This is a genomic window from Aeromonas sp. 84A (assembly GCF_051919345.1).
GTDB classification, from domain to species: Bacteria; Pseudomonadota; Gammaproteobacteria; order Enterobacterales; family Aeromonadaceae; genus Aeromonas; species Aeromonas veronii.
Genome location: NZ_JBQBEW010000001.1, coordinates 3,169,398 through 3,195,161 on the forward strand (window position 1 = coordinate 3,169,398; position 25,764 = coordinate 3,195,161).

19 protein-coding genes, 1 pseudogene and 1 riboswitch are annotated in these 25,764 nt (G+C 59.2%); of the genes and pseudogenes, 14 read left to right on the plus strand and 6 right to left on the minus strand.

Going from position 1 to position 25,764, the window contains the following annotated elements; genetic code table 11:
- Positions 1-28 precede the first annotated feature (28 nt).
- From ACTG20_RS14390 to ACTG20_RS14405, 4 genes and pseudogenes are all read left to right on the plus strand, one after another.
- Positions 29-589, plus strand: a complete 561-nt coding sequence (locus ACTG20_RS14390; protein ID WP_194496246.1) for a hypothetical protein — start codon at positions 29-31, stop codon at positions 587-589.
- Between the two features lie 106 nt (positions 590-695).
- Positions 696-1,949 (plus strand): annotated as a pseudogene (locus ACTG20_RS14395) (hypothetical protein); the annotation flags it as partial.
- Positions 1,950-2,081: 132 nt separating this feature from the next.
- On the plus strand, positions 2,082-3,776 hold the full coding sequence (locus ACTG20_RS14400; protein WP_194496245.1) for a hypothetical protein: 1,695 nt from the start codon (positions 2,082-2,084) through the stop codon (positions 3,774-3,776).
- A 113-nt stretch (positions 3,777-3,889) separates the two neighbouring features.
- Positions 3,890-5,101, plus strand: coding sequence for a Bcr/CflA family multidrug efflux MFS transporter (locus ACTG20_RS14405; RefSeq protein WP_439987751.1), 1,212 nt, complete (start codon positions 3,890-3,892; stop codon positions 5,099-5,101).
- A gap of 76 nt (positions 5,102-5,177) precedes the next feature.
- Here ACTG20_RS14405 and nhaD read toward each other — a convergent pair whose 3' ends face one another.
- The gene (gene nhaD, locus ACTG20_RS14410; RefSeq protein WP_058060016.1) at positions 5,178-6,602 is read right to left on the minus strand and encodes a sodium:proton antiporter NhaD; all 1,425 of its coding nucleotides are present in this window, start codon (positions 6,600-6,602) and stop codon (positions 5,178-5,180) included.
- Between the two features lie 107 nt (positions 6,603-6,709).
- Entirely contained in the window at positions 6,710-7,177 is a 468-nt protein-coding gene (locus ACTG20_RS14415; RefSeq protein WP_005333716.1) for a DUF4357 domain-containing protein, read from the minus strand.
- 197 nt (positions 7,178-7,374) lie between these two features.
- Between ACTG20_RS14415 and ACTG20_RS14420 the strand changes: the two genes are divergently transcribed.
- The 4 genes from ACTG20_RS14420 (at position 7,375) to ACTG20_RS14435 (ending at position 14,125) form a co-directional block, all read left to right on the plus strand.
- Positions 7,375-8,055: an ABC transporter ATP-binding protein gene (locus tag ACTG20_RS14420; protein ID WP_158112252.1), complete on the plus strand. Its 681-nt coding sequence runs from the start codon at positions 7,375-7,377 to the stop codon at positions 8,053-8,055.
- Positions 8,056-8,085: 30 nt separating this feature from the next.
- A complete protein-coding gene (locus ACTG20_RS14425) occupies positions 8,086-10,515 on the plus strand; it encodes an ABC transporter permease (protein WP_194496242.1) in 2,430 nt (809 codons plus the stop codon).
- Complete coding sequence (locus tag ACTG20_RS14430; RefSeq protein ID WP_194496241.1) at positions 10,512-11,585, plus strand: lipocalin-like domain-containing protein; 1,074 nt, start codon at positions 10,512-10,514, stop codon at positions 11,583-11,585. The genes ACTG20_RS14425 and ACTG20_RS14430 overlap by 4 nt, the downstream gene beginning before the upstream one ends.
- 716 nt (positions 11,586-12,301) lie before the next feature.
- Positions 12,302-14,125, plus strand: coding sequence for a nuclease-related domain-containing protein (locus ACTG20_RS14435; RefSeq protein ID WP_194496240.1), 1,824 nt, complete (start codon positions 12,302-12,304; stop codon positions 14,123-14,125).
- A gap of 172 nt (positions 14,126-14,297) precedes the next feature.
- Here ACTG20_RS14435 and ACTG20_RS14440 read toward each other — a convergent pair whose 3' ends face one another.
- On the minus strand, positions 14,298-15,098 hold the full coding sequence (locus tag ACTG20_RS14440) for an alpha/beta fold hydrolase (protein ID WP_123173263.1): 801 nt from the start codon (positions 15,096-15,098) through the stop codon (positions 14,298-14,300).
- 118 nt (positions 15,099-15,216) lie between these two features.
- Here ACTG20_RS14440 and ACTG20_RS14445 point away from each other — a divergent pair, with 118 nt between their 5' ends.
- The 3 genes from ACTG20_RS14445 to ACTG20_RS14455 are packed head-to-tail and all read left to right on the plus strand — an operon-like array spanning position 15,217 to position 16,478.
- Positions 15,217-15,600, plus strand: a complete 384-nt coding sequence (locus ACTG20_RS14445; RefSeq protein WP_439987754.1) for an MmcQ/YjbR family DNA-binding protein — start codon at positions 15,217-15,219, stop codon at positions 15,598-15,600.
- Positions 15,597-16,085: a GNAT family N-acetyltransferase gene (locus ACTG20_RS14450; RefSeq protein WP_439987755.1), complete on the plus strand. Its 489-nt coding sequence runs from the start codon at positions 15,597-15,599 to the stop codon at positions 16,083-16,085. Before ACTG20_RS14445 ends, ACTG20_RS14450 begins: the two co-directional genes overlap by 4 nt.
- A gap of 57 nt (positions 16,086-16,142) precedes the next feature.
- Positions 16,143-16,478 (plus strand): DUF3802 family protein, encoded by a 336-nt coding sequence (locus tag ACTG20_RS14455; protein WP_005333735.1) that lies wholly within the window; start codon positions 16,143-16,145, stop codon positions 16,476-16,478.
- A 261-nt stretch (positions 16,479-16,739) separates the two neighbouring features.
- Here the strand turns inward: ACTG20_RS14455 and msrA are convergent, their stop codons facing one another.
- Positions 16,740-17,372 carry a peptide-methionine (S)-S-oxide reductase MsrA gene (gene msrA / locus ACTG20_RS14460; RefSeq protein ID WP_127006619.1) on the minus strand — a complete coding sequence of 211 codons (633 nt, stop codon included), beginning with the start codon at positions 17,370-17,372 and terminating at the stop codon, positions 16,740-16,742.
- Between the two features lie 268 nt (positions 17,373-17,640).
- Between msrA and argA the strand changes: the two genes are divergently transcribed.
- Both argA and lysC read left to right on the plus strand, forming a co-directional pair.
- On the plus strand, positions 17,641-18,969 hold the full coding sequence (gene argA / locus ACTG20_RS14465; protein WP_005345063.1) for an amino-acid N-acetyltransferase: 1,329 nt from the start codon (positions 17,641-17,643) through the stop codon (positions 18,967-18,969).
- A 107-nt stretch (positions 18,970-19,076) separates the two neighbouring features.
- A riboswitch (Lysine riboswitch) is annotated at positions 19,077-19,300 on the plus strand.
- Positions 19,301-19,390: 90 nt separating this feature from the next.
- Positions 19,391-20,743 (plus strand): lysine-sensitive aspartokinase 3, encoded by a 1,353-nt coding sequence (gene lysC / locus ACTG20_RS14470; protein ID WP_194496237.1) that lies wholly within the window; start codon positions 19,391-19,393, stop codon positions 20,741-20,743.
- An 81-nt stretch (positions 20,744-20,824) separates the two neighbouring features.
- Here the strand turns inward: lysC and ACTG20_RS14475 are convergent, their stop codons facing one another.
- Positions 20,825-21,910, minus strand: a complete 1,086-nt coding sequence (locus ACTG20_RS14475; RefSeq protein ID WP_194496236.1) for a hypothetical protein — start codon at positions 21,908-21,910, stop codon at positions 20,825-20,827.
- Positions 21,911-22,165: 255 nt separating this feature from the next.
- On the opposite strand from ACTG20_RS14475, the gene ACTG20_RS14480 reads away from it, so the two are divergent.
- Positions 22,166-24,421 (plus strand): LTA synthase family protein, encoded by a 2,256-nt coding sequence (locus ACTG20_RS14480; protein WP_194496235.1) that lies wholly within the window; start codon positions 22,166-22,168, stop codon positions 24,419-24,421.
- 77 nt (positions 24,422-24,498) lie between these two features.
- Here ACTG20_RS14480 and ACTG20_RS14485 read toward each other — a convergent pair whose 3' ends face one another.
- Positions 24,499-25,500: a S66 family peptidase gene (locus ACTG20_RS14485; RefSeq protein ID WP_194496234.1), complete on the minus strand. Its 1,002-nt coding sequence runs from the start codon at positions 25,498-25,500 to the stop codon at positions 24,499-24,501.
- Between the last annotated feature and the right edge of the window lie 264 nt (positions 25,501-25,764).

Sequence of the window (25,764 nt, forward strand, 5' to 3'; positions counted from 1 at the left end):
CGCCATTGGCATAAGTAAGGAGAACAGGATGACCATCCGCCCGGGTTTACTCGCCCTCACCCTGCTGCTGGCCCTCTGCGGGCAGGCGCAGGCTTACTCCTACGCCGCCGCCGGCAAGGAGCCACTGATCGACGCCCGCGAAGCGCTGCTTGGCGCCGCCACTGACGGCAAGGATGCCAGCGCCACCTTGAGCGAGATTGCCGACGAGCTGACCTATCTGGAACAGCACCACAAGGTGGAGCTGCAAGGGCCGCTGGCCGCCGCCATCAAGGGGAAAGACGCCGCAGCAACCGCCGCCCTGCTCAACCGGGCCTACAAGGCGGAGATCGAGCGCCGCCTCGAAGGGGCCAACCAGAATCTTGGCGACTACCAGACCGCCAAGGTGCTGGTGGTCAAGAGCAAGCGCTTCCTCGATCTGATCCTCCCCTCCCTTAGCGAGGGGGATCGCAAGGCGGCCGAACAGGCGTTGGCCAAGGTGCTGGATGCCATCGGCAACCCGGGGGTATTCGGGGTGGGCGCCAAGCCCGCCGACGCCGCCGCCTTTGCCGCAGCGGAAAAAGCGCTGATGGCCGTGCTGGCGCCGCTTTGATGGCCTCTCATCGATGATGACAGCCCCCCTCATCCCCAACCCTTCTCCCGCAAGGGGAGAAGGGGGGCGTCACCACTGCCGATTACGCTTCGCTAATCGACCCTACTTGCTGATCCTGCTGCAACTGGCCTGGCTCGGCTGGCTGCTAGCCTTCCCTGTGGCGCTCGATTCCGATGATGCCCTCAATTTCGCCCACGGGGTAACGCGCTTTAGCGTGCTGGAGTTCTCCCCCCACTTTCCGGGCTACCCCGCCTTTATCTGGCTGGCAAGGCTGATCAATCTGGCGGTGGACGATCCGGCCCGCGCGGTGCAGTGGGCAAGCCTGCTCGGTAGCAGTTTGCTGGCGCCGCTCGCCGCCTTGTTGGCGGTCAGATTGTGGCAACGGCCAAGCCTGCTCGCCCCAGTCTGGCTGCTGGTGCTGGCCCTGCCGCTCACCCCGACGCTGGCGCTCTCCGGCCTTTCGGACGGGCCCGCGCTCGCGGCCTGGCTCGGGTCCCAGCTGGCCTTGCAGCAGCGCAGATTCGTACTGGCTGGCCTCATGCTTGGCTTCATGCTGGCGCTGCGCCCCTCCTATTTTGTGCTGGCGTTGCTGCCGCTTTGGCTGGGGATGGCACAAAAGGGTCAGCGACTTAACTTTCTGCTCCCGATTATTCTGGTGGGGCTAGCCTGCCTGCTGTTTGTCTGGCAAGCCGATGGCTGGGCCTATTTCAGCGAAGGGCGGCGCTTTACCGACGGCCACTTTACCCTGTGGGGCAACACGGCGGCGGCCCATGGCGATCGACTGCTGAGCTGGGCGCGCACCTTCAACGATCAGCTCACCCCGCTTTGGCCCCCGTTGATGGGGGCTTTGCTGGTGCTACCACTTTGGCAACGTTCAAAAGGCCAAGCTGCAACCCTCCCCCCGCTCTGGACGCTCTACTGGCTCGCCCTGCTGCTCTGGACCCTGCTTGGCCAGAATCCCGACAATCCCCGCCATCTGGCCCCTATCACCCTGCTCGGTATTGTGCTGCTGGCAGGCTGGCTGCCACATCGTGGCGAGTGGCTGGTTACGGTGGCCGGATTGCTGCTGCTCGGCGTGACCTTTACCCTGCCCCGTCCACCCGCCATGGTGCAGGCGGCAAGGCTCGCAGAGAAAAGCTGCCCGGCGCTGGTGACCCAGTGGGGCGTGCGGCTGCTGCGGGAGACCACAGCTCTGCCGGTGACCGATGGCTGGTACAAGGGGGATGCGGCGCTGGTACTCTCTCAGGGAGCCTGCCGCCTCAGTCGCCGCCCCATCACCGCGAACGAAATGCCCACTGCGGTGCGCCAGCACTGGTTTGCCCCGCGCTTTGCCGCCGAGCCCGGACTCTGGCTCGCCATTCCCTCACTGCAGACAACCCATGGGAAAGTGACAAGAGACACAGAAGGAGAACAAAAACCAACCAGGGCAACTAAAAAAGAGGGGAGCAACTCGGTTACACTCACTGCGCATCCATAACAGACGAGTCTCCTTATGCGTGTAACCAGAGAGTGGCTGTGGGTTTTGTCGGTGCTGACCGGGGCCTGTGCCCTCCTGTTGCTGCCATTCTGGCTGCGTGGCGGCAGTCAGGGCCATGATCTGTTTCACCACCTGCTCTCCGGTCACTTCTTTGCCGTGCAACTGTGGCAAGGTGAGCTCTATCCGCGCTGGTTGATGGAGATGAACGGCGCCTTTGGCAGCCCGGTCTTTTTCTTCTATCCCCCCCTGCCCTACTATGTGAGCGCCCTGTTCGCCGGCCCAACCCCACTGGCCCACGAGGCGATGACGCCGCTGCTCTGGAGCAGCAGCGTGGCACTCTGGCTCTCCGGCCTGTTTGCCTATCTCTGGTTGCGCCCCTTTGCCGGCCACGGACGGGCGCTGGCAGCCAGTTTGCTCTATATGGCGCTGCCCTATCATCTGGCCATCGATATCTACGCCCGCTTTGCCCTTGCGGAGAGCTGGGCCTTCGTCTGGGCACCGCTGGCACTGCTGGCGCAGGATCGCCTCTGCCGCGGCGCCCCCTTTGCGCTACTGCTGCTCGCACTGGCCGTCTCCATGCTGACGCTTTCCCATCTACCAAGCACCCTGCTCATTCTCGGCTTGCTCACCCTGCGCAGCCTGCTACTGGTCTGGCGCTACAAGGGGAGCACAGCGCTTGTCAGTGTCCCTGTCACCGCCTCCCCGCTTATCGGCACCCTGCTGGGCCAGCTCTGGGGGTTGGCGATGGCCAGCCTGTTGCTGCTGCCCGCTCTGCTGGATCAGGGGGGGATCTCCATGGAGCAGATGCGCACCGGCATGTTCGAATTTCAGCGCAACTTTCTCGATCGTTTGCCCCAAAGCCGTGATGACTGGCGCTTTCGCGGCCATCTCGCCTGGCTGACGCTGCTCACCTTGGCTCTGCTACTGGTAGCTTGGGCTGCCGCCCGCGAGCCGCGCCATCCCGAGTTGCTGCTCTGGGGGGTCATTGGCACCCTGAGCTTTCTGATGATGCTGCCACCAAGCGAGCCCCTGTGGCGCCTGCTCACACCCTTGCAACTGGTGCAATTTCCCTGGCGCCTCAATTTGCTGCTGGTCATCGCTACCGTCGCCGTGGTGGCGCTGGGTACCCCCACCTATCGCCCGTGGCAATGGGTCTGGTGGCTACTGCTTGCCCTCACCCTGCTCTCGCAGGGACTCTATGTACGCGAGGCGCCGCTCACCCAGGCTCCCGTAAAGAGTCAGCTCGACGGGGAGTTCGATAGCAAGCGCAGCGCCCGCGAATACCGACCAAAGCAGGTGCCGCGCGGCATGTTTGCCCCCACCCTGCTGGCCTGGAAAGAGGAATTCCAGCCCGCCATCACCAGCGACCATCAGGGGGTGAACTGGCAGATCCAGCGCTGGCAGCCTCGTCATATCGAATTGAAGGTGGATGCCCCGGTACCCGCCAAACTGATCCTGCACCAGTTTGATTACCCAGGCTGGCAGGCAAGGCTCGACCAGCATCTGCCCCTTAGCGTCAGCAGCACCCGTAACGGGCTGGTACAGGTCTGGGTACCCGCCGGACAACACAGCCTCACCTTTACCCTCACCGCCCGCTGGCCGGAGCGGCTCGGGTACGCCATCTCGTTGCTGGCCTGGCTGCTCTGGCTGGGGGGAGTGATCCGCGCAGTGCGCCCCCATGACCGCAAGCGTGCACCCCAAGGTGCCTGAATGGCCGGGCACCTCCCCCTTTTGAGGGGGCAGGAACGTCATGCCGAGCGGGGGCAAACCTGATAGACTCGCCCTTCTCCCTTTTTCAACCAAGGTTCACCAGCGGATACCCTATGCCCCAATCGCCAACAGCTCAGGCTGCCGCCCTCTCCCCCCGTTTTCTGTTTATCCTGCTCGGCGCTCTGGCGGGTCTGACCCCGCTGGCGGTGGATATGTATCTGCCCGCCATTCCGGCCATCGCCCGGGATCTGGCCACCAGCATCGACGGCGCCCAGCTCACCATCAGCGCCTTTTTGGGCGGCTTTGCCATCGGCCAGCTCTTCTACGGCCCGCTCGCCGACAGCTATGGCCGCAAGCCGGTGATCCTGGCGGGGCTGGTGATGTTTGCCATCGCCTCGGTGGGCTGCGCCATGGCGGACTCCCTGCCCGAATTGCTGGCCTATAGGATGTTGCAGGCAGCGGGCGGGGCGGCCGGCTCTGTGGTGGTCAATGCCCTGCTGCGCGATCTGTTCGAGAAGGATGCGTTTTCTCGCGCTATGTCGTTCGTCATTCTGGTGATGACCCTGGCGCCGCTGGTAGCGCCTGTGGTGGGCGGCTATATCAGTGCCCACGCCGACTGGCGGGTGATCTTCTGGCTGCTGGTGGGGATCAGCCTGCTGATCTGTCTGGTGATGCAGTGGAAAATTCAGGAAACCCTGAAACCGGAGCACCGTCAGCCCCTTAATCTGGGCCAGATCCTCAAGAACTACTGGGGGGTGCTCTCCCATCGCGGCGCCATGGGTTATGTGCTGTGCGGCTCCCTCTCCAGCTCCGGCATGTTCGCTTTCTTAAGCGGCTCCCCTTACGTCTATATCGAGTACTTCAAGGTGCCAACCGAGCACTACGGCTGGCTGTTTGGCCTCAATATCCTGCTGATGATGGTGGTCACCTTCGTCAACAGCCGACTGGTGAAAGGGATGGGCGCCGAGCGGATGCTGCAATACGGCCTGCTGTTGCTGCCCTGCGCGGGCGCCCTGCTGGTCTACAACGCCTGGAGCCAGACCGGCGGTCTGTGGGGCATTGTCATTCCGGTGGTGCTGTTTGTCGGCCATATCAGTCTGGTGGGCGCCAACGCCATGACCGGCCTGATGGGCCACTTCCCGCAATCTGCGGGCACCGCCTCGGCACTGGCGGGCACCCTGCGCTTTGGCATCGGCGCCCTGGTCGGCATTCTGGTCAACCTCAATCCGCCCCACTCGCCGCTGCCCATGGCCATCGCCATCGCCTGCTGCGGGGTGGGCTCCACCCTGAGTTACTGGCTGCTGACCGGCAAGCGAGGCAATTGATCCCCCTCCCCCCTGTCAGGAAAACGAAAGAGGCTTCCATCGACGGAAGCCTCTTTTCGTACTGGCGCCCGGACGTTCAGAACTGGGCACTGTTGAGCCAGAGGTGCGCCCCTATGCTCACCAGATAACCGAGCAAGATAGCAGGCAGCCACTTCAGGTGGCCAAAGAAGGTATACATGCCGTGGGCCTGTCCCATCAGGGCTACCCCGGCCGCAGAGCCGATGGAGAGCAGGCTGCCGCCCACTCCGGCGGTCAGGGTCACCAGCAGCCACTGCCCCAGCGCCATATCCGGGTTCATCGACAGCACGGCAAACATCACGGGAATGTTGTCGATGACGGAGGACAAGACCCCGATGAAGATGTTGGCCATGGTGGGATCCCCAGCGTCATACAGCCAGTGTGACACCAGCTCCAGATAGCCCATAAAGCCCAGCCCACCGACACACATCACCACCCCGTAAAAGAACAGCAGGGTATCCCACTCCGCCTTGGCCACCTTGTTGAACACGTCAAATGGCACCACAGAACCCAGACTGCGCAACCGCACCTCATCACCATTGCGTTCATAGAGCGCACGCTTGCGGGCAAGGGATCGCGGCAGCGATTTGCGCAAATAGAAGCCGAAAAACTGCAGATAGCCGAGCCCCAGCATCATGCCCAGTACAGGCGGCAGATGGAGGAAACTGTGGCATAGCACCGCCGTGATGATGGTCAGCAAGAACAGTGCGACGATGCGGCGGGCCCCCCGCTTGAGATCGACCACCTCGTTATCAGCCTCCGGCACATGGCGCGGCACCATCAGGCTCATCAGGATGGCTGGCACCAGAAAATTGAGCAGAGAGGGAATAAGCAGGGTGAAGAACTGGCCAAATTGCACCTTGCCCGCCTGCCACACCATCAGTGTGGTGATATCGCCAAAGGGACTGAACGCCCCTCCGGCGTTGGCGGCGATCACTATGTTGATGCAGGCAAGATTGACAAAACGCCGATCACCGTTGGCCACTTTCAACACCACGGCGCACATCAAGAGCGCAGTGGTCAGGTTGTCTGCCACTGGCGAGATACAAAAAGCAAGCCCGCCGGTCAACCAGAACAGGGTGCGCAAGTGAAAGCCGGATCGCACCAGCCAGGCGCGCAGGGCATCGAACAGCCGCCGATCCTCCATGGCGTTGATATAGGTCATCGCCACCAGCAGGAACAGCATCAACTCGGCATATTCCAGCAGGGTATGGCGGAAGGCCTGCTCGGCGACAGGGCTCATCCCCTGCTGTGCATAGGCGATACCGATCAGGATCCAGATCACCCCGGCGGCCACCAGCACGGGTTTGGACTTGCGCAGTTGCAGATACTCTTCAGCCATCACCAGGGCGTAGGCCAACACAAACAATCCGACACAAAAAAGTCCGATTGAAGAGGATGTCAACAGAACAGGGCCACTACTGGCATGGGCGGGAGGGATAAACAGGGACAGCAGCAAAATAACAGGGGTGAGCGCAGACATGGTCTCTTCCTTTTAGAACCGTCTGGCAATGATGCTAGCACCTGGATGAAAAGAAAAATTCATCCAGGTCAATTAACGCTTAATTGGTTTGCTGTCGAAACGCGGGATTATTTCTTGCCGAAACCCGACTGCTTGAGGGTATAGCCTGCGCTGTTTTGCCAGGCATCCAGACCGCTGCGGTTATTGCCCGCCACCAGACTGGCGGCCAGACTCGGGCTGTTGAACAGCTGATCGGCGGTAAAGACAAAACCGCCCTGACTGCGGGGCACTATGACCCCCTTCTCCAGCAGCTCGTGACGCAGCTCGATCACCGCTTCACGCAAAGAGGCGGCATCCTCGCCATTGGCGGTGGAACCGGCCAGCACCATAAAGCCCGGATTTTGCCGCTTGCCCACCGGATAACCGTGGGCCTCGGCCCCTTTGCCGTTGAAGTGGTAGAGCTCGCGCTCCCCCGGCCGGTTGTCGGAGAGTGCCTTTTGCAGGGTCATCAGCTCGTTGTAGATCTCGATGGGGACGACGGCAGCCTGCTTGTTGCCCTTGCTATCGATGATAAAACTGACTTGCTTGTGTAACATCCTTGCTCATCCTGTGACCCATGGAAGCCCCTATTCTAACCACCTCGGGCAAGCGGGATCCAGCGAGGATCCACTGCTCTTTTGCCGCCTTGATCACTAACTGGCACTCTTGATCAACCGTAAGGGGTGTTGATCAATGCTGGCCGTGCTAGCGTACCAAGCATGATGAAAGCCATTGACCATCAAACGGTTATCCCATGCTGACCCTGCGCAACCTCTGCAAGAGCTTCGATAACGGCAGTGAACGACTGCCGCTGTTCCACCATCTCGATCTCGCCCTCCCTGCTGGCGAGATCACCCTGCTGCTGGGCCAAAGCGGCTGTGGCAAGTCGACCCTGCTCAATCTGATCGCCGGGCTGATTGCACCGGATGAAGGGGAGATCTGGCTGGGGGAGACCCGGATCGACACCCGATCTCCCGACGAGCGGGCGCGCCTGCGGGGCCGCCATTTCGGTATCGTCTATCAGGATTTCAACTTGTTGCCGACCCTCAACGTGGCCGAGAATCTGGCCCTGCCGCTCGCTATCAACGGGCTGCCACCGGATGAGACAAAGATTGACCAGTTGCTGCAGCGGCTCGACATGAGCCACAAGCGCCATGCCTGGCCGGAGCAGCTCTCCGGCGGTCAGCGACAGCGGGTGGCGCTGGCCCGCGCCCTGATCCATCAACCCGGTTGGCTGCTCGCCGACGAACCCACCGGCAGCCTCGATGAGCACAATGCCGAACAGGTAATGGCGTTGATGGTGGCGGCGGTGCGGGGCACTGGCGCAGGCTTGCTGCTGGTGAGCCACAACCCGGCCTACGCCGCTCTGGCCGACAGGGTGCTGCGCCTCGAAGGGGGTCAACTGATCGAGCTCAAGGGGCCCCGTCATGACTAAACAGCGACTGCGCCAGCCGGAGACACGCTGATGCTGCCACTCAAAGCGCTGCTGCGCCTCTATCGCAGTCACCCCTGGTTGCTGCTGATGAGTCTGGCCGGGCTGGTATTGGGGGTCTCGCTGGTGGTGGCCATCGAGCTGCTCAATCACAGTGCCCGCACCAACTTCGTCGCCGCCCGCAGCCAGCTCGCCGGGGAAGCCAACTACCGGCTGGCCCCCGCTGGCGGGCTGGATGAACAACTTTACGTGCAACTGGTGACCAGCCAGCCCGCCCTCGATGCCATGCCCCAGCTCCATGGCTGGCTCAAGGATGAAGAGGGGCGCAGCTTTCAACTGCTTGGGATGGATCTCTTCAACCCCGGCCCCCTGCGTCAGCTGTTTGGCGCCCAACCCGAGAGTGAACCCGCCTTTTCCCTCAACCGTGCCGACAGTATCTGGCTGGCGGCCCCCGAAGCGGCGCGCCTTGGCTGGCAAGCGGGCCAGAGCCGCCACTTTGTATTGGGCGGCAGCGATGGCGCCAGCGCCAAACCCCTGACCCTGACGCTGGCGGGTACCTTTGAACCGGGCGCCGTGCCCATGGAGCGGCTACTGATAACCGATATTGGCCTCGCCCAGCCGTTGCTGGATAAAGCGGGTCGGCTCGATCGCATCGTCTTCAAGCTAAGCGAATCAGAAGCTCGTACCCTGCAGACCACCCTGCAAACCGATTACCCGAACCAGCCCTTGTGGCTTGAGCCCATCAGCCCAGCGCTCGATGCCAGCCAGCTTGGCGATGCGCTGGCCCTCAATCTGACGGCGCTCTCATTGCTCGCAATGGCGGTGGGACTGTTTCTGGTGTTCAACGCCCAGCGATTCGTGCAGAGCGTGCGCCGCCCCCAGCTGGCCCAGTTGATCATTCTGGGAATGGGGCCAAGCCGGGTGCTCCGCTGGCTCATTCTGGAGCTGCTTATTCTTGCCACCCTCGGCACCCTGCTAGGGGTGCTGCTCGGCAGCCTGTTGGCGCTGGCGCTGATGGGGCAACTGACCCAGGCGCTGGCCGATCTCTATGGGCCCAACCCCATCGACCTGTTGCGCCTCTCCCCTGTGAGCCTGCTCAAGGCACTGTTGATCGGGCTGCTCGGCACGCTTGCTGCCAACCTGCCCGGCTGGTGGCAACTGCTGCGCCAATCCCCCCTCGAACTGCGAGCCGGCAGCAGCCGCCCCCCCGCACACCCGTGGCGACGGCGCGTGCTGGCCATCGCCATCTTGCTGCTGTGCGCCCTGTGCCTGTGGCTGCCACAAACAGGCCTCACCGGTGCGCTGTTTATCGCCGGCGGCTGGCTGCTGGCCATGGCGCTCTGGCTGCCCGATGCCCTGCGCGGCCTGCTTGGCTGGCTGCGACGGCGCACGCGCGGCCCCCTCACCGCCCGGCTAGGGGTGGCCGAGACCCTCTATCACCTCGATCGCACCGCCATCGCGGTGATGGCGTTGCAGCTCGCCATCGCGGCAGCCATCGGCATCGGGGTCATGGTGTCGAGTTTTCGCTCCAGCGTGGAGATCTGGCTCGGCCAGCGTCTGGCCGCCGATCTCTATGTCACCGCCCCCAAGGGGGTGGCGGGCAGCAAGGGCACCTTGAGCGACACAACCCTTAAGACCCTGCTCGCCAATCCGCTGGTGAGCGCCGCCTCGCGCCGCTCGGTGCATCCGGCCCGCTGGCAGGGGCAGCCCATCGAGTGGGCGCAGATGGATTTTATCCCCCAGCTTAAAGCGGCCTATCCGCTGCTGGCCGGGCGCTGGCCGACCCGTCCCGACGAAGTGCTGGCGAGCGAACCGCTGACGGTGCGCCTCGGGGTCAAGGTGGGCCAGAGGTTGGCGATCAGCGGCGAGAAGGGGCCAAGACAGTTCACCGTCACAGGTGTCTATCAGGACTACGGCAGCGACAAGGGGCAGATCCTGCATGCCTTCGAGGCGGGAGCGGTGCAATCCCTCGCCCTCTTTAGCAACGACCCCGAGCAGCTGGCCGACCGCCTGCGCGAGCGCTTTGGCGAGCAGCTCAATCTGCTCTCCGCCCCCGCCATCCACAGCGCGGCGCTCAAGGTGTTTGACCAGACCTTTGTGGTGACCGAGCTATTGAAACTGCTGATCCTCGGCATCGCCTTTGTCGGCATTGGCTCGGCCTTTATGGTGCTGGGGCTGGCGCGCCGTGGCGAGCTGCAGACCTTGCAGAGTCTGGGCTTGAGCCCCCGCCACTGCCGCCAGCTGCTGGTGTGGCAAGGAGCGGGATTGGGGCTGCTTACCGCCCTGCTGGCCCTGCCGGTGGGGTATGGCCTCGCCTGGGTGCTGATCGAGGTGGTCAACCCACGCGCCTTTGGCTGGCGCCTCGCCTTCGAGGCCGCCCCCCTTCATGCGGTCACCGCCCTGTTGCTGGCACCGGTCTGTGGCGCATTGGCCTCTTGGTATGCGGCAAGGAGAGTGGTATGAAACAGATCAAAGGGTGGCCGCTGGCGCTGGGTATGCTTTGGACGCTCTATAGCGGGGCTATCGCTGCCAGCGATCTGGGCGCCCTGCTCGGCGGCGGCAGCGACAGCTTTAAAAAGGTGCTGCCGGGGCAAACCATTCAATTGCCGGAGGATCACGCCGCCCACCCCGATTACCGCTCCGAGTGGTGGTATCTCACCGGCAACCTCAAGGATGAACAGGAGCGTGAATATGGCATGCAGTGGACCCTGTTTCGCCAAGGGATCGAACAAGAACTCCGCACCGGCAACCCCTGGCTCACTCCCCAGCTCTGGCTGGCCCAGTTTGCCATCACGGATCTCGACCGTGGCAGCCACCAGCAAGATGAACGGGCCAGTCGGCAGGGGCCGGGGCTGGCGGGAGCCAGCGGCGGCCAATATTGGCTCAGGGAGTGGCGGCTTGCTTCGCAAGGGGCAGCGCTCTTCCCCGCCACCCTCAAGGTGCAGAGCAAGATTGGCGAGCTGAACCTCACCGTCACTGCTGCCAAGCCGCTGGTGCTGCAAGGCAAGGCCGGTTACAGCGAGAAGAGCCTAGGCAACGCCTCCTTTTACTATTCCTACCCGCGCCTCACTCTTCGCGGCACCCTGACTCGCGATGGCGAGACCCGCACCGTCACCGGACAAGGCTGGTTTGATCACGAGTGGAGCAGCTCGGTATTGGCCGAATGGCAATCGGGTTGGGACTGGTTTTCGCTGCAACTGGCCGATGGCCGCGAGCTGATGCTGTTTCGCCTGCGCACCAAATCGGGCCGCGCAGAGCCCGAGAACCGCTACGGCATCTTGATTGAGCGCGACGGCAGCAGCCGGGTGCTCGCCCCCGACGCGATTCGCCTCACTCCAGGCAACACCTGGCGCGGCCCCAAGGGGCAAGCGTACCCCGTTGAGTGGCAGCTAAACGCCGCCGGAATGAGCCTCACCATCAAAGCCCGTCAGCCCAATCAGGCCATGACAGGTCGCTTTGACTACTGGGAGGGAGCGGTCTCTGTCTCGGGGGATGCCAAGGGGGTCGGCTATCTGGAGATGACCGGCTACTGAACACCCTCGACAAACGTGGCCGGTCTGCTCGATGACCTAAAAACAAATCGCCCTTATAACAGGGCATCACTGTGATATTGCCCAGCCACTTCTGTCACTTGGCGCCAGTCGTCAAGGATGCCTTATCTGTTTATTTAGTGAACTCACCTCACCCACTCAACCCGCAGCCAACTTGGCTCAAGTCTGATCCTCGTCAAAAAACCTTTCAAAATCCGAGCGATAAATAACTTTTTACTCACTTTTATTGGTAGGTGTTTGATACCTTGCTCATCTGGCCCTCATAGCTCCAAAGGCAGCCGAGACCAGCCCATGATTTACCCATTTTCAATCTGGTTAAACGCAGTACTCGGGGAGCTGTAACCCCGTGCGGTAGCTATGCTGTATTTATTCCATCTGTACGGTGAATACATGTATATATAAAACACTCAAAGACCGAAGTGATTTGGCAAGATATTTGAAATGTCCATACTGTCTTTGTTTTAAACATACAATAAATAAAACCCACTTTCTAACGCTGAAAAGTAAAGGAACTGTGGCATATTTTCATATTCAATACTCTATTACACCAGTCAAATAATTAGGTGTTTCTAGCCCCCTACTACTCATAAGATCTAGTGTTAAACCACATCAATAAACAATATCATCTCAAGCTATACGCAGCATAATAAATCACAATTCAAATATTAATTCATCTTACACAACCTGAGTTACTGAAAATGAATAAATTACTACATGCTGGCTTGATCGCAGAGGTCAATAGACTTAGAAAAATAACTAACACTTTGAGCATCGAAAGCATTATAAATTTTGTCGTGATGGAGCAACGCCGCTTCAATGAGGGTGATGTAACTGGTGAGCATTTATCTTCACCACTAAAACAAGGTATGTATTTGCTTGCTATAGCAAGTAACCAGCCAGAACCCATAGATGCCAAGGCCATCGATGAAAAAAAACATTCTTATCTTATAAAAACTTTAAATTCCATATTTAACAAATATGCTTTAGCATATTTCCCAGAAAAAGGTCAGCATATCGAAGGTTTAAACTCCCAATGGCATCTAGATCGTCAAGTTTCTATGCCTGCTTTTCTAAGATACTTTACATCAGGATTTAATATTTCCACACATAAAATAAAATCATGGATTGAGTTTTATTACAGTGATTTTGATGAACAAATACGTGCTCATTTTGGCATTTCATATAAAACTATGATTGATGTGGGAAATTTTTTTGAAGATAAAATATCAGAAAACTACAGCAATATTAGAAATACAATTGAGAATATTGATTTACATCGCAATAAATATATGGACATGTTGGAAAAAGATTACCAGTCCGCTATATTACAGATTCGTTCAGATGAAAACTTGGCATTATTGATGGAGAGTTTTTACAATGGCACCAATGAAATACATTCAATTAATACATTAGACCTTACAAAGGCCTTTGATGAAAATGTAAAAGAATCTATATTAACCCACTTCACAACCCAGAGAGGGCATTCAGACCAAATTTGCTATATCACTGACGATAACCCTGTAATTAAAAAACCTATATTCACAGTTGATGGAGAGAAATTATACTTTGTCTTAAACAATTCATTCTATCAATCAATAATCAACAATATAGAATCTCATCTATCTAAAGGGAATTTAGCCAATTCATTTTTAAAAGCTAGAGATAGGAAGCTTGAAGAAAAAACAGTCACACAGTTTAAACGATTACTTCCTAAAAATGCAGAGTTTTACGAAAGTGCTTTTGAAAATGATAAAGCGCACTTTGAGCATGATTTAATTATTGTTCATGATGACCGCCTATTCATAGTTGAAGCAAAAGCCTCTCCTCCTAGAGAGCCATTACGTGACCCATCAAAGGCCTTTATTAGAATTCGAGACCACTTCAAAAGTAATGCAGGCATCCAAAAAGCATATAATCAAGCTCATGCATTAGAGAAGAACTTAATAGCTAATGGCCAAGTTGAACTATACGATAGAAAAGGTAAAAAACTGACTGTTTTAGATTATGCCAAGCTAAAAAAGATCTATTGTATTTGTGTTACAAGAGATGATTTTGGTGCAATGGCAACTGATCTCTCACTATTGTTAGAAAAAGATGAAGATTTTGCATACCCATGGGCAGTAAACATAACTGATCTAGAGTTCATGATTGATGGTTTATTGCATTTAGATATGAATCATGAAAAATTCTATCAGTATCTAGAACAACGTAGATTAATACACGGGAAAGTATTTGGGTTAGATGAGCTTGAGTATGCGGGGGCATTCTTAAAATATAATGGACTGGATAAATTCATTACAGCAGAAGCCGATTTCATACCTCTTGACATATCAGAATCAGATATATTTGATGATATTTATTTCGCAGAATTGAATGGCGAAAAAATGACTATCGAACACACCGACCCCGAGTTGATAGTTTTGGATCGTGAAAGAATATTCAAATTCAAGAAAACGCAAAAAAACAAAAAAGATAGAACTAAAAGAAAGGCTGCCAGAAAAGCAAGACGAAATAATAGATAGGCCTATGCATACTGAGCATGTTTACATCTATGTATGTAAACATGCAAACACATTTCCTACTTGTCCAAGAATAAGCCTCTACAGAACTCATTCTGCTGAGGTTTTATTACTCTCAGTAGTTCAATTTTCTACTATTGCTGAAACCTTGATTACAATCTGCATTGCTTCGCATTTAATCATTCTTTGCTGAATAAAAACTACACGATTGAATAAATGCCAGGGTACGGCGATTAAACTGCTCCGGCTGCTCCACATTGCAGACATGGCCGCACTGTTCGATCACCGCCAGTGAAGAGCTGGCATCGCGGGCCACCTGTTCGCGCACTGGCGCCAGAAACATATGATCCTCCTCCCCCATCACATAGAGGGTGGGTATGGGCAGGGAGCGTTCGCGGAAGTAACGCATCAGCGGGTTAACCTCGGTGGCGAGGCGGAACCAGCGTTTGAACTCTTTCTGGCAGAGCTTGCGGGCCTCGCGCACAAAGAGATTGCGCGACTCCTGATGGTGCTGGCGCGGCATGATGATGAAGGCAAACAGCCGGTAGAGCCACATATAGGGCAGGAAGTGCTGGCCGAGTCGGCCCAGCTGCACCAGTACCCGCGAGCGGATATCGAGCCGCAAAATGGCGCCTCCCAGTACCATGCTCTTGACCCGCTCCGGGCAGAGCTCGGCCAGATGGCGAATAAGGATGGTGCCAAGGGAGATGCCGACAAAGTGGGCGCGGCGGATATCGAGATGATCGAGCAGCCGAACGATATCTTCGGTCACTTCCCGAAAACTGTAGTGGCCCTTGACCACCTGTTGCAGCTGGTGGGACTGGCCGTGGCCGCGCAAGTCCAGCAGCAGCACATTGAAGTGTTCGCGATAGGCGCGCAGCTGCTTGAACCAGATGGAGGAGCTGCCACCGGCGCCGTGGACAAACACCACCCAATCCCGCTCGGGACCCAGTTCGAAAGTCTTGTGATACAACATCCAATAGGCTCCCTTGGTGATGGGGGGTATACTCGGCTGCGCGCATATTAACAGAACAGACCCGCCGATAGATATGCGCCTGACATGACCCGGATCACCCCTTGCGCGAGAACCCACCATGGATTTGACCAGTTTGCGCCACTTTCTGCTCTCCCTGCCGGGCGCCACCGAAGATACCCCGTTTGGCCCGGAGATCCTGGTCTACCGCATCGCGGGCAAGATGTTCGCGCTGGTGGATTGGCAGGCCGAGCCGCTCACCATCAACCTCAAATGCGAGCCTGAGCTGGCGTTGCTGCTGCGCGAGATCCACCCCGAGGTCAAACCGGGCTGGCATATGAACAAGCAACACTGGAACACAGTGACCCTGAACAGCACCTTGCCAGATGATCTGTGGCAGGGCTGGGTGCACCACTCCTATGAGCGGGTTGTCGCGGGTCTGCCCAAAGCCAAACGGCCACAGGCGCCGCGCCCCCTCTCCCCCACTGACGACCCAACCTTATGACCCCGGCACTTAGTCCAGCACTTTGCATTGTCCCCCTTGGCGAGGCACATATCCCCGCTCTCGTGAGCCTGTTTGAGCAGGCGGTGCGACGCAGCGGCCCCGAGCACTACAGCGCCGAGCAGGTGGAGCAGTGGGCCCTTGGTTCACAACATCCGGGCTTTGTCAGCCAGCTGCGCGAGCACCACGGCTGGGTGGCGGAGCAGGCAAATGTGCCCCTCGGTTTTGTCACTCTGAGCCCCGATGGCCACCTCAGTCTGCTCTATGTCAGCGCCGACCATCAGCGCCAGGGACTGGGCAATCTGCTGCTCACCACGGCGCTCGCGGAGGCCCGAGGGCTCGGTATGACGCTCATCACCACCGAGGCCAGCGCCTTCAGTTATGAGCTATTTTTACGACATGGCTTTACGTTGACCGGGCTGGAGTGCGTGGAGCGGGGCGGAGTCAGTTTTACTCGCCATCGCCTGCACTGCTGCTTGCCAAGCTAGGGCAAGCCACTAAAATACGCTTAATTTTCGTATTGTTACTGTATTGAGGCAGCAACCATGGTGGTAGAAAGTGAAGGCTATATCTCGCTGATCGAGTATCTGGTGGAGAGTTTGGGATTGTTTGAATCCCAGCAGCAGAACGATGGTGAAGAGACCATCGAAGATCTGGTCAGTGGCCGTGTTGCCAGCAACCTGATGGCCATTTGCGAGCAAAACCCCCAGCTCGATCCCAAGGTGCGCTTTGCCATCATGCAGGAGGCCGACGCCGTGGTCGCCGACCTGGAAGAGGTGCTCTCCGCCGTCTGGCTGCGCGCCCCGACCCCGGAACAGAAAACCTTCCTCATCGAGTTTATCGATCTCATCAAGAACCTGTTCGACAGCGCCATCGGCTGATCTGCCGTCCGGCTCTCCCACCCAACGCAAGATTTCAGAACAGCAGATAAGGAAAAGGGCCGCCTTGGTGGGCAGCCCTGCTTGCTATCATTTTCAACCCGCCAGTGCGTTCATTCATCAGGCGGTTATCAAGGCAAGAAATGTGTCTGGACTTTGCATCCGATCCCTGGACGCTACCTAGTTAGTCCCGACTGGTCGCAATAAGTTCCCTCCTCCGACCATTTATTTTCACTTTTATTAAGAAATCGACTACAAACCTGTTCAGCGGTTCAGGCTGGGTGGCAAACAGACTCCAATACCACCCAATCCGCAGTAACCATCCGGATTTTTCTCCAGATATTGCTGATGGTAATCCTCGGCGTAGTAGAAGGGCGCCAGCGGCAGAATGCGGGTGGTGATGGCACGGCTGTCGCCGCTTGCCGCCATCGCCTGCTGATAGGCCGCCATGCTCTGCTGGGCAATGATCTGCTGGCTCTCGTCGCCATAGAAGATCACCGAGCGATACTGGGTGCCGATGTCCCCGCCCTGACGCATCCCCTGCGCCGGATCGTGCTGCTCCCAGAATAGTCTGAGCAGATCGCCGTAGCTGATCACCGCCGGATCAAACACCACCTGCACCGTTTCGGCATGACCGGTCAGCCCGCTGCACACCTCTTTGTAGGTGGGATTCTGGGTCACGCCGCCCTGATAACCGGCCGCGGTGGAGTAGACGCCCGGCTGCTGCCAGAACAGGCGCTCCACGCCCCAGAAGCAACCCATGCCAAACCAGGCGATCTCTATGTTCTCGGGCCAGGGCCCCTGGGTCGGGTTGCCGTTCACCGCATGCTGCTGACCAATCACCATCGCTTCGCGTCGTCCCGGCAGGGCATCTGCCGGTGAAATAATCTGTTCCATGAATTCTGTCCTTGTATAAAACCCTGTGAAATCACACAGCTGACGAAAAGGAGCATCGAAGATAACAGTTTATCGCGCCGGATCAACCGGCGGGCTCCTCCCCGCTCGCCCCGACGGCTATCTGCACCGTCCGTCACTCTTTCCCGCTCCGCACTGCCAACCCGCCCCTCGTAGACCAGAAACGGCCAAAATCAATATTTAGTCTTGATTTGTGAATTAATTTTCATATATTGAGCCAATCGCCGTTTTTTTATGGAAGAAATATCAAGTGCGTGAACGCGAACCCAGTCTGGTCAATGCCTTCCGGCAATCCACCCCCTATGTCAATGTGCATCGGGGTGCCACCTTTGTGCTGATGATGGGGGGAGAAGCCATCTGCCACCCCAACTTCGCCAATATCGTCAGCGATATCGCTCTGCTGCAGACACTGGGCATACGCCTGGTGCTGGTGTTTGGTTCACGTCCGCAAAACGATGAAGCACTGGCCCGCGCCGGTATCGAGGCCCAGTATCACAAGCGGATCCGGGTCACCGATGACGAGAGTTTCACCATCATCAAACAGGTGTGTGGCGGCCTGCAATACGACATCACAGCCCAGCTCTCCATGGGGCTCGCCAACACCCCCATGCAGGGGGCGCGGATCAGTGTGGTGAGCGGCAACTTCGTCACTGCCCAGCCGCTGGGGGTGGATGATGGCATCGACTTTTGCCACAGCGGCCGGGTGCGCCGCATCGACGTGGAGGGGATCACCCGCCAGCTCGATCAGAAGAGTCTGGTGCTCATCTCCCCCATCGGCTGCTCGGTCACCGGCGAGAGCTTTAACCTGAGCTCGGAAGAGGTGGCCCGCCGGGTGGCGGTCGATCTCAAGGCGGACAAGCTCATCTGCTTTAGCAGCACCCAGGGGGTGATGGACAGACGCGGCGAAGCCATCTCTGAGCTCTTCCCCGAGCAGGCCGAAGAGCTGCTGGTGGAGCTGGAGCAGGCTGGCGAAGAGATGTCCGGCACAGCCCGCTACCTGCGCGCGGCCATAGCCTCCTGCCGTGGCGGGGTGCCCCGCTCCCATCTGGTGAGCTATCAGGATGATGGCGCCATGCTGCAGGAGCTGTTCAGTCGCGACGGCCTCGGCACCCAGATAGTGCGGGAAAGTGCCGAGCAGGCCCGCGCCGCCACCATCGAAGATATCGGTGGCATTCTGGATCTTATTCGCCCGCTGGAGGAGGAAGGGATTCTGGTGCGCCGCTCCCGCGAGCAGCTGGAGATGGAGATCGACAAGTTCACCATCATCGAGCGCGATGGTCTCATCATCGGCTGCGCGGCCCTCTACTGCTTTATGGAAGAGGCGATGGCGGAGATGGCCTGCGTCGCCATCCACCCCGACTATCGCAACTCCAACCGGGGGGATCAGCTGGTGGCCAAGGTGGCCGAGCGGGCCAAGCGGCTTGGCATTCGCCGCCTGTTCGTGCTCACCACCCGCTCCATCCACTGGTTCCGGGAGCGGGGCTTCGATCCGCTGGAAGTGGAAGATCTGCCGGTGGCGCGCCAGCGTCTCTACAACTGGCAGCGCCGTTCCAAGGTTTTGTCAAAGACCATTGCCTAAGCCATTGATTATGCGTTGAGTTAGCCGACAATTTGAACTTTTTCACAAACTCGATTGACAGTGCAATCCAACGCAGGGTATTTCTAAATGCACTCCACCGCCCTGGTGGAGCCAGAAGAGGAGCGCTGCCCAGGCAGCCCAAGGGAGGACGCCAGCGTCCGGTGAACTTGGGTCAGGGGGAGCAGCGCCGAGACGAGTGAGGAGACTGGTAACCTCAACGTCGGCTGCGGGGGCTGAATCCCCCGGGTTGTCATCGGTAGTGATCATCCCCCACCGCGCTCTGTCAGGGGCGGTACGGGATGGGCTCTGCAGGTGGAGTGCTTCTGGCCGGGATAGCTTCGTTCATTCCTGCCATTTTCAGCCTCCTCCTCTCTTTTTTGCCCGATGGAACCGGAATCTTAAAATAAGACAGGAGTAAGCAATGAGCCCGATCAATGTCGCCAAGTTTGGCGGAACCAGTGTCGCCAACTTCCCAGCCATGAACCACTGCGCCGATATCGTGCTGTCCAATCCCGCCACCCGGGTGGTGGTACTGAGCGCCAGCGCCGGTGTCACCAACTTGCTGGTCGCCCTGGCACAAGGGGAGCTGGACGAAGCGGGCCGCGACGAACAGCTGGCCAAACTGGCCGGGATCCAGCAGGCCATTCTGGCCGATCTCGGCAACCCTGTTGATGTGAGCGCCCTCATTCATGGCCAGCTGGACGAAATTCGCCTCATGGCCCAGCAAGCCCACCAGCATACCGATGCGGAGCTGGCCGATCGCCTCATCGCCTGCGGTGAGCTGATGTCTACCCGCCTCTTTACCGAGCTGCTGCGCCAGCGCGGCGTCAAGGCCCACTGGCAGGATGTGCGCCAGCTGATGCGCACCGACAGCCGCTTTGGCAAGGCCACCGTCGATCTGGTTACCACCCGCACTCTCTGCCAGCAGACGCTGGGCCCGCAGCTTGGCGACAGCCTCATCATCACCCAGGGCTTTATCGGTGCCGATGGCGATGGCCGCACCACCACGCTGGGGCGCGGCGGCTCTGACTACAGCGCGGCCCTGCTCGCCGAAGCACTCGATGCCGCCAGTATCGAGATCTGGACCGATGTGCCCGGCATCTACACCACGGATCCGCGCCTCGTCACCCGCGCCCGCCCCATCCCCGAAATCAGCTTTGTCGAGGCGGCCGAGATGGCCACCTTCGGCGCCAAAGTGCTCCACCCCGCCACCCTGCAACCGGCGGTGCGCCAGAATATTCCGGTGTTTGTCGGCTCCGCCAAGGATCCTGCCGCCGGTGGTACCTGGATCCGCGCCAGCACAGATTCAAGCCCGCTGTTTCGCGCCGTCGCCCTGCGCCGCCAGCAGGTGCTGGTGACCCTGCACAGCCTCAACATGTTCCACGCCTACGGCTTTCTGGCCGAAGTGTTCGGCATTCTGGCCCGTCACCGCATCTCGGTCGATCTCATCACCACATCGGAGGTGAGCGTGTCACTGACGCTGGATCACACCGGCAGCCAGAGCAACGGCGAACCGATCCTGAGCGACAAGGTACTGGCCGAACTGGGGCAACTCTGCAAGGTGGAGGTGGAAACCGGTCTGGCACTGGTGGCGCTCATCGGCAACCGGATGAGCGAAGTGAACGGGGTGGGCAGTCAGGTCTTCGACGCCCTGCGCGAGCACAACATCCGGATGATCTGCTATGGCGCCAGCGCCCACAACCTCTGCTTCCTGGTCAAGGAGAGCGAGGCGGGCAATATCGTCAACCGCCTCCATCAGGAGCTGCTGGACTGATCCTCAACCGAGGCAATTCCGCCCATGCAACAGGGCGCCAACACGGCGCCCTGTTCATTTGTACTCCGCAAAGGTATTGGCTCAGGCAAGGCTGGTGGCTGGCAACTGGCAGGCCACGGCTTCGCGGCGCAGTTGCTGCAAGCGGGCCAGCAGCCCTGTCTGCCCCAGCTCCGTCTCCTGAGGCGAGAGATTGTCCACCAGCAGTGGATAGTGATCCGTCACCGCCTGCATCAGCCAGTCGAGGCGACGCAGGGTGAGCGGGCCGCAGCTCTGGCCGCTCAGATCATCGGCCACATCGAGCCGGTGGCTGCGATACATGTCCCGCCACCAGTTGGCGACCAGCGCCTCGTCGCTCGCCAGCGCGGCGCTCCACTCCCCTTGCAGGGCGTGCAGGCGGGCCAGCACGGGCGCGCTGGCTCCTTCGCGGATCAGGTGGTGGATCTCCCGTTTCACCCATTTCAGGCAGAGTTCACGCCAGTAGCGAAATTGCGGCAAAGGATCGGCCTCATCGAGCCAGAGTCCGGAGAGGGTGCGGGTCTCCAGTCGCTCCGGCACATGGAACTGCGGGTCGACCAGACCGTTGGAGTTGTATTCAAAGCGGGGATCGAAGGTCCACATATAGCCGAAGTCGAACACGCAGATCTGCTCGCCGTCATCGAGCAGGTTGCCCGGGCTCGGGTCCCAGTCAAACCAGCCCCAGCGGGCCAGCTCCCCCTGCACCTCCAGCATCTGGGCCAGATTGCGTTCGTTGAGATGGTGGACCGGCACACCCCGTAACCAGGGAGAGACCAGCACCCCGGCCCGCGCCGAGCCGAAGCTGGTGCAGACCACGTGGGAGAGGACAGTAGGGTGCAGCTCGCGCAGCGCCTCGATTTCGCGCCGCCGCTCCAGCTCGGTCAGAAAGGCAGTCTTGCCATCGAGGTTGGCCACCAGTGAATCCTGACGGCGCCGCTTGAGGCACCAGTGATGCCCCTCCACCTTGAGGTGAAACACCTCGGCGGTGAGACCGTGGCGATAGACCTTGACCACAGCCGGATGGCTATCCTTCAGCTTGACCAGTTGGGCCAGCGGCAACGGGCAGTCGCGCTCACGTCCGATCCGGATCTCTTCCTTGCTCTCCAGCATGCGCAGCAATCTGGCCTGACGTGCCATCACTTTGGGATTCATACATGTACCTCCAGTCGCTATCGAGAGACTAAACAGCAGATCCCTCCCAAGCCAGCGGCAAAACCCCATGATGACGCTTTCATCACATATTCCGAACAACCCCTCGATCGGGATCACAATTTGCAAGGTTGAGCTGTAACCAAATATTCATTAAGTGGTCATTAAATTGACAAGCTGAAACAAGGCCCGCACCATCGGGTCAAACTCTATGCGGATGAACGATCTCTCCCTCACTCGCTCAAAGGATGAGCTTATATGAATCGCCCCTCCTCAGGCCGCCCCCGCGTCCTGAGTCTGCCCTCTCTGCTGCTTGCCCTGCTGGGCGGATTGCTGCTGCTGACCCTGTTGTTGCCGCTGATCAATCCCGGCAGCTGGTTGGGCCGTGCCCAGCCGCTGGTGCTGGGCCCCGCCGACAATCCACTGGCCACCCTCACCCGCCACGCCCTGCTCTATAAAAGCGACAGCCGCGGCCTCTATCTGGTGGTACGGAGCCAGTGGCAGTTGCGGGGACCATTGCAAGCGGGGGACAAGGTGCGGGTAGAGCTGCTCAACGACAAGGGGGAGCGGATTGACCAGCTCAGTCAGGCGGTGGATAAACGTCAGGTGTGCCGCAATAACCGCTGCACCCTGGATCTCAACAGCACCCTGCGCGCCCCGGATGATGCGCTGGCCAGCCGCTATCAGTTGCGCATCGGTCTGCTGCTCAAGGATCGCCCCGAGAGCGGCGATTTCAGCCAGATCCTGCAAACCCTGCCGGAGCAGGGCTTCAACCTCACTTATCTGGTGGTGAGCCTGACCCTGGTGCTGGCCCTGAGCGCCGCCGTGCTCAAGACGGTGTTGCCAAAGCTGCGCCGCAGCCTGCGCTGGCGGATCATCGGCAGCCTGCTGCTCGGCAACCTCACCTTCGTGCTGCTGCACGGCTTCGTGGTGTTCAAGCTGGGGGAGTTTCTGCTCTGGTCAGGCTTTCGGCCGGAGCACTACTATCTGGCCTGGGGCAGCATGGTGCTGGGCTGGAGCCTCTGCGCGCTGGCGGGCTTCAACCTCTATATGGGGCTGGTCTTTACCGCGCTGTCAGGCATCGGCCTGCTGGCAAACTTTATGAAGATCGCCATCTACGGCGTGCCGCTCGGCGGGGACGATTTTGGCAACCTGCTGGCGCTGCTGCGGATCCTGCTCGACCAGCACCCCATCCTGCCCATCTTCACCGTGTTGCTGGCACTGTTTCTCTGCTGGCGCTTTGCCCTGTCACGCTGGGTATTGCGCACTGCCGCGGCCACCGTCGCCTTCTTTGCCCTGTGCGTCTTTGCCACCCAGACCGGCAACAAGCTGCTGGGGGTCAACATTCGCTACGTGGATCGCGCGGTCAACTACCACAGGGACATCATCCGCTCCGGCCCCGGCCTCTATCTGTTCAATCTGGTGGACGAGATGCTGCAAAGCGGCAGCGTGTTTCGCTACCCCTTGCAGATCAACGAGCTGGCCCCGCAGCTGAGTTATCCGCCCCAGGGCATTGCACCGCGTTGGGATCTGGTGATCGTACTGCAATATGAGTCGCTCTGGCTCGACTGGAAGGGGCGGATCTGCGCCCCGGCTCCCACCCTCTCCCTGCCCGCCAGCGTGCAGCAGTGGCAAAAAACCATCCACTCCCCCACCACCGGCGGCATGACGGTACTGGCGGAGTTCGAGATGAACACCGGCCTGCCGGTGGGCTTGCTCAAGCAGGGGGTGGTGCCCTACTACTACCTCTCTGAGCAAGTGCCAGGACTGGCCCAGAGCGCCAGACAGAGCGGCTACCAGACCCTGTTCGCCCACCCCTATGTGGAAAAATTCTGGGGCCGCGCCAAGGCGATCCCGGCGCTCGGCTATGAGGAGCGCTGGTTCGATACCCGCTTCACCACCCTTGAGCACAAGGGGCCCTATATCTCCGATGATGCGCTCATCGACCACCTGCTCAAGCGCAGCGAACAGGATGACAAACCGCTGTTTGCCTATGCAGTCACCATGCAGGGGCACGGCCCCTTCGATGGCCCCCGTTATCAGGGGCAGGAGCGCAGCGGCGCCTGTCCGAACCAGAGCGAGAGCGACACCCAGCTGCTCAACACCTACTACACCGGGGTGGTGGATGCCATGGCCTCGCTGGAGCGGCTGCTCAAGACCCTCGACCAGTCGGACAAGCGCTATCTGGTGGTGGCCTTTGGCGATCACCAGCCGTTTTTGATGTCCGCCGGCAAGGGGATTCACGGTGACAAGCCGGCGCGCGATGCCACCTACCAGATCCCCATGATGGCCTTCACCCGCGCCGATGACCCCCTCAATCTGGCGACCCAGTTTGCGCCGGTGCGCCAGCTCTACCAGATGGGTCAGGCGACTCGCCAGCTGCTGGCGGGGGATATCACCCCCATCGAAGAAAAACCCCTGCTCCATCCGGTGCTGGGGGAGGAGAAAGGGTTCGACCCATCAAGCCTGGTGCCGCAGATCCGCGCCAGCTTCCGGCCCGATGCCCTGCCCTGATCACGCCCCACAAAAACAGACAAGGCCGCTAAGCGGCCTTGTTTTTGACATTCATTTCGTGCTCATTCTGCTCGCCACTAGGGCTCCAGCAAGGTGAGCTGCTGGCGGTCGAGATCGAGCGCCACCTCGATACCCAGCGGCAGCGTCAGCATGGGGTGGGTATGGGCGCAGTCAAACTCCGCCAGAATGGGGAAGTTCGGCTCCCCCACCACCTCCAGCAGGATATCGAGGGGGCGCTTGCCGCTCCCCTGAGCGTTGAACAGCTCGTGCTTGCCGAGGATAAGCGCGCCGATCCGATCAAACACCCCGCACAGCTTGAGGTGGGCAAAGGAGCGCTCCACCGTCTCGGCAGATTTCAGGCTGTCCTCCAGCAGCAAAATGTCACCACGCTCGATGGCTGGCATATAGGGGGAGCCCCAGATCCCCGCCATGGTGTTGAGGTTGCCGCCAATCAGCCTCCCCTCAACCCGGCCTGAGCCCACCGAGATCAGCCGATTGGGCTGGCACTGCTTGGCCCGGGCCTGGTTCTCCCAGTCCAGCCGTTCATCGCTCCATTGTGCTGGCGTAGGCAGCGTGCAGGGGACGCCAGCTTCGTCGGCCAACGCAATCTGTAAAAAACTGGCCAGCGTCTCATCCACCAGCGGCGGCAACTCGCCAAAGGAGGCCACCAGCGCCGGGCCATAAAAGGTAACCAGGCCAGTTTGGGCGTGGATGCCGAGCAGCAGGGCCGTCACATCGGAGTAGCCGACGATGATCTTGGGGTCGCGCTTGAGCGCATCAAAATCGAGATAAGGGAGCAGGGAGTTGGAGTTGCTGCCGCCAATCACCGACATGATGCAGCGCACTTCTGGGTCGCGAATAAGGGCATTGAGCTCCTCGGCCCGCGCGGCGATGGAGCCGGAGCGCCAATAATCCTGCTGGCCGGTGAGGCTGCCCGCCTTGAGCCTAAAGCCCTGCCCCTCAAGAAAGGCTTTTGCGCGGGCAAAACGGTTGGGTGCCCAGGCGGTCGCCGCGCTGGAGGGGGAGAAAAAAGCGATGGTATTGCCACGTTGGAGCAGCGGGGGAACCAATAACGTCATGACACACTCATCCTTGCCAATATCCAGCCATCACAGAGTCGTTGAGACTCCTACACAACCCCTTTGATCACAACGGGTTTATCACTATCGTTTAGAAATACAAAACACTTGATTCATTATTAACAGATATTCTAAACACCATCCCCTTCCTAGAATGACCTCATTGCGATGGCCAACCCCGGTTGGTTGTCAGAATGGTCGGCCTGACAGCCCGAACGTTCTCTTTCCCACTTTTTCTCTCTGACTTATCAATGAGGTGCCTGT

Excerpts from the sequence above, each read along its gene's own strand:
- ACTG20_RS14425 (WP_194496242.1), top strand. The coding sequence starts at position 8,086 with ATGCTGCCACTCAAAGCGCTGCTGCGCCTCTATCGCAGTCACCCCTGG.
- ACTG20_RS14430 (WP_194496241.1), top strand. The coding sequence starts at position 10,512 with ATGAAACAGATCAAAGGGTGGCCGCTGGCGCTGGGTATGCTTTGGACG.
- ACTG20_RS14435 (WP_194496240.1), top strand. The coding sequence starts at position 12,302 with ATGAATAAATTACTACATGCTGGCTTGATCGCAGAGGTCAATAGACTT.
- ACTG20_RS14455 (WP_005333735.1), top strand. The coding sequence starts at position 16,143 with ATGGTGGTAGAAAGTGAAGGCTATATCTCGCTGATCGAGTATCTGGTG.
- ACTG20_RS14440 (WP_123173263.1), bottom strand. The coding sequence starts at position 15,098 with ATGTTGTATCACAAGACTTTCGAACTGGGTCCCGAGCGGGATTGGGTG.
- ACTG20_RS14480 (WP_194496235.1), top strand. The coding sequence starts at position 22,166 with ATGAATCGCCCCTCCTCAGGCCGCCCCCGCGTCCTGAGTCTGCCCTCT.
- ACTG20_RS14400 (WP_194496245.1), top strand. The coding sequence starts at position 2,082 with ATGCGTGTAACCAGAGAGTGGCTGTGGGTTTTGTCGGTGCTGACCGGG.
- ACTG20_RS14415 (WP_005333716.1), bottom strand. The coding sequence starts at position 7,177 with ATGTTACACAAGCAAGTCAGTTTTATCATCGATAGCAAGGGCAACAAG.
- ACTG20_RS14485 (WP_194496234.1), bottom strand. The coding sequence starts at position 25,500 with ATGACGTTATTGGTTCCCCCGCTGCTCCAACGTGGCAATACCATCGCT.
- ACTG20_RS14450 (WP_439987755.1), top strand. The coding sequence starts at position 15,597 with ATGACCCCGGCACTTAGTCCAGCACTTTGCATTGTCCCCCTTGGCGAG.
- ACTG20_RS14390 (WP_194496246.1), top strand. The coding sequence starts at position 29 with ATGACCATCCGCCCGGGTTTACTCGCCCTCACCCTGCTGCTGGCCCTC.
- ACTG20_RS14445 (WP_439987754.1), top strand. The coding sequence starts at position 15,217 with ATGGATTTGACCAGTTTGCGCCACTTTCTGCTCTCCCTGCCGGGCGCC.
- ACTG20_RS14475 (WP_194496236.1), bottom strand. The coding sequence starts at position 21,910 with ATGAATCCCAAAGTGATGGCACGTCAGGCCAGATTGCTGCGCATGCTG.
- nhaD (WP_058060016.1), bottom strand. The coding sequence starts at position 6,602 with ATGTCTGCGCTCACCCCTGTTATTTTGCTGCTGTCCCTGTTTATCCCT.
- ACTG20_RS14420 (WP_158112252.1), top strand. The coding sequence starts at position 7,375 with ATGCTGACCCTGCGCAACCTCTGCAAGAGCTTCGATAACGGCAGTGAA.
- ACTG20_RS14405 (WP_439987751.1), top strand. The coding sequence starts at position 3,890 with ATGCCCCAATCGCCAACAGCTCAGGCTGCCGCCCTCTCCCCCCGTTTT.
- msrA (WP_127006619.1), bottom strand. The coding sequence starts at position 17,372 with ATGGAACAGATTATTTCACCGGCAGATGCCCTGCCGGGACGACGCGAA.
- lysC (WP_194496237.1), top strand. The coding sequence starts at position 19,391 with ATGAGCCCGATCAATGTCGCCAAGTTTGGCGGAACCAGTGTCGCCAAC.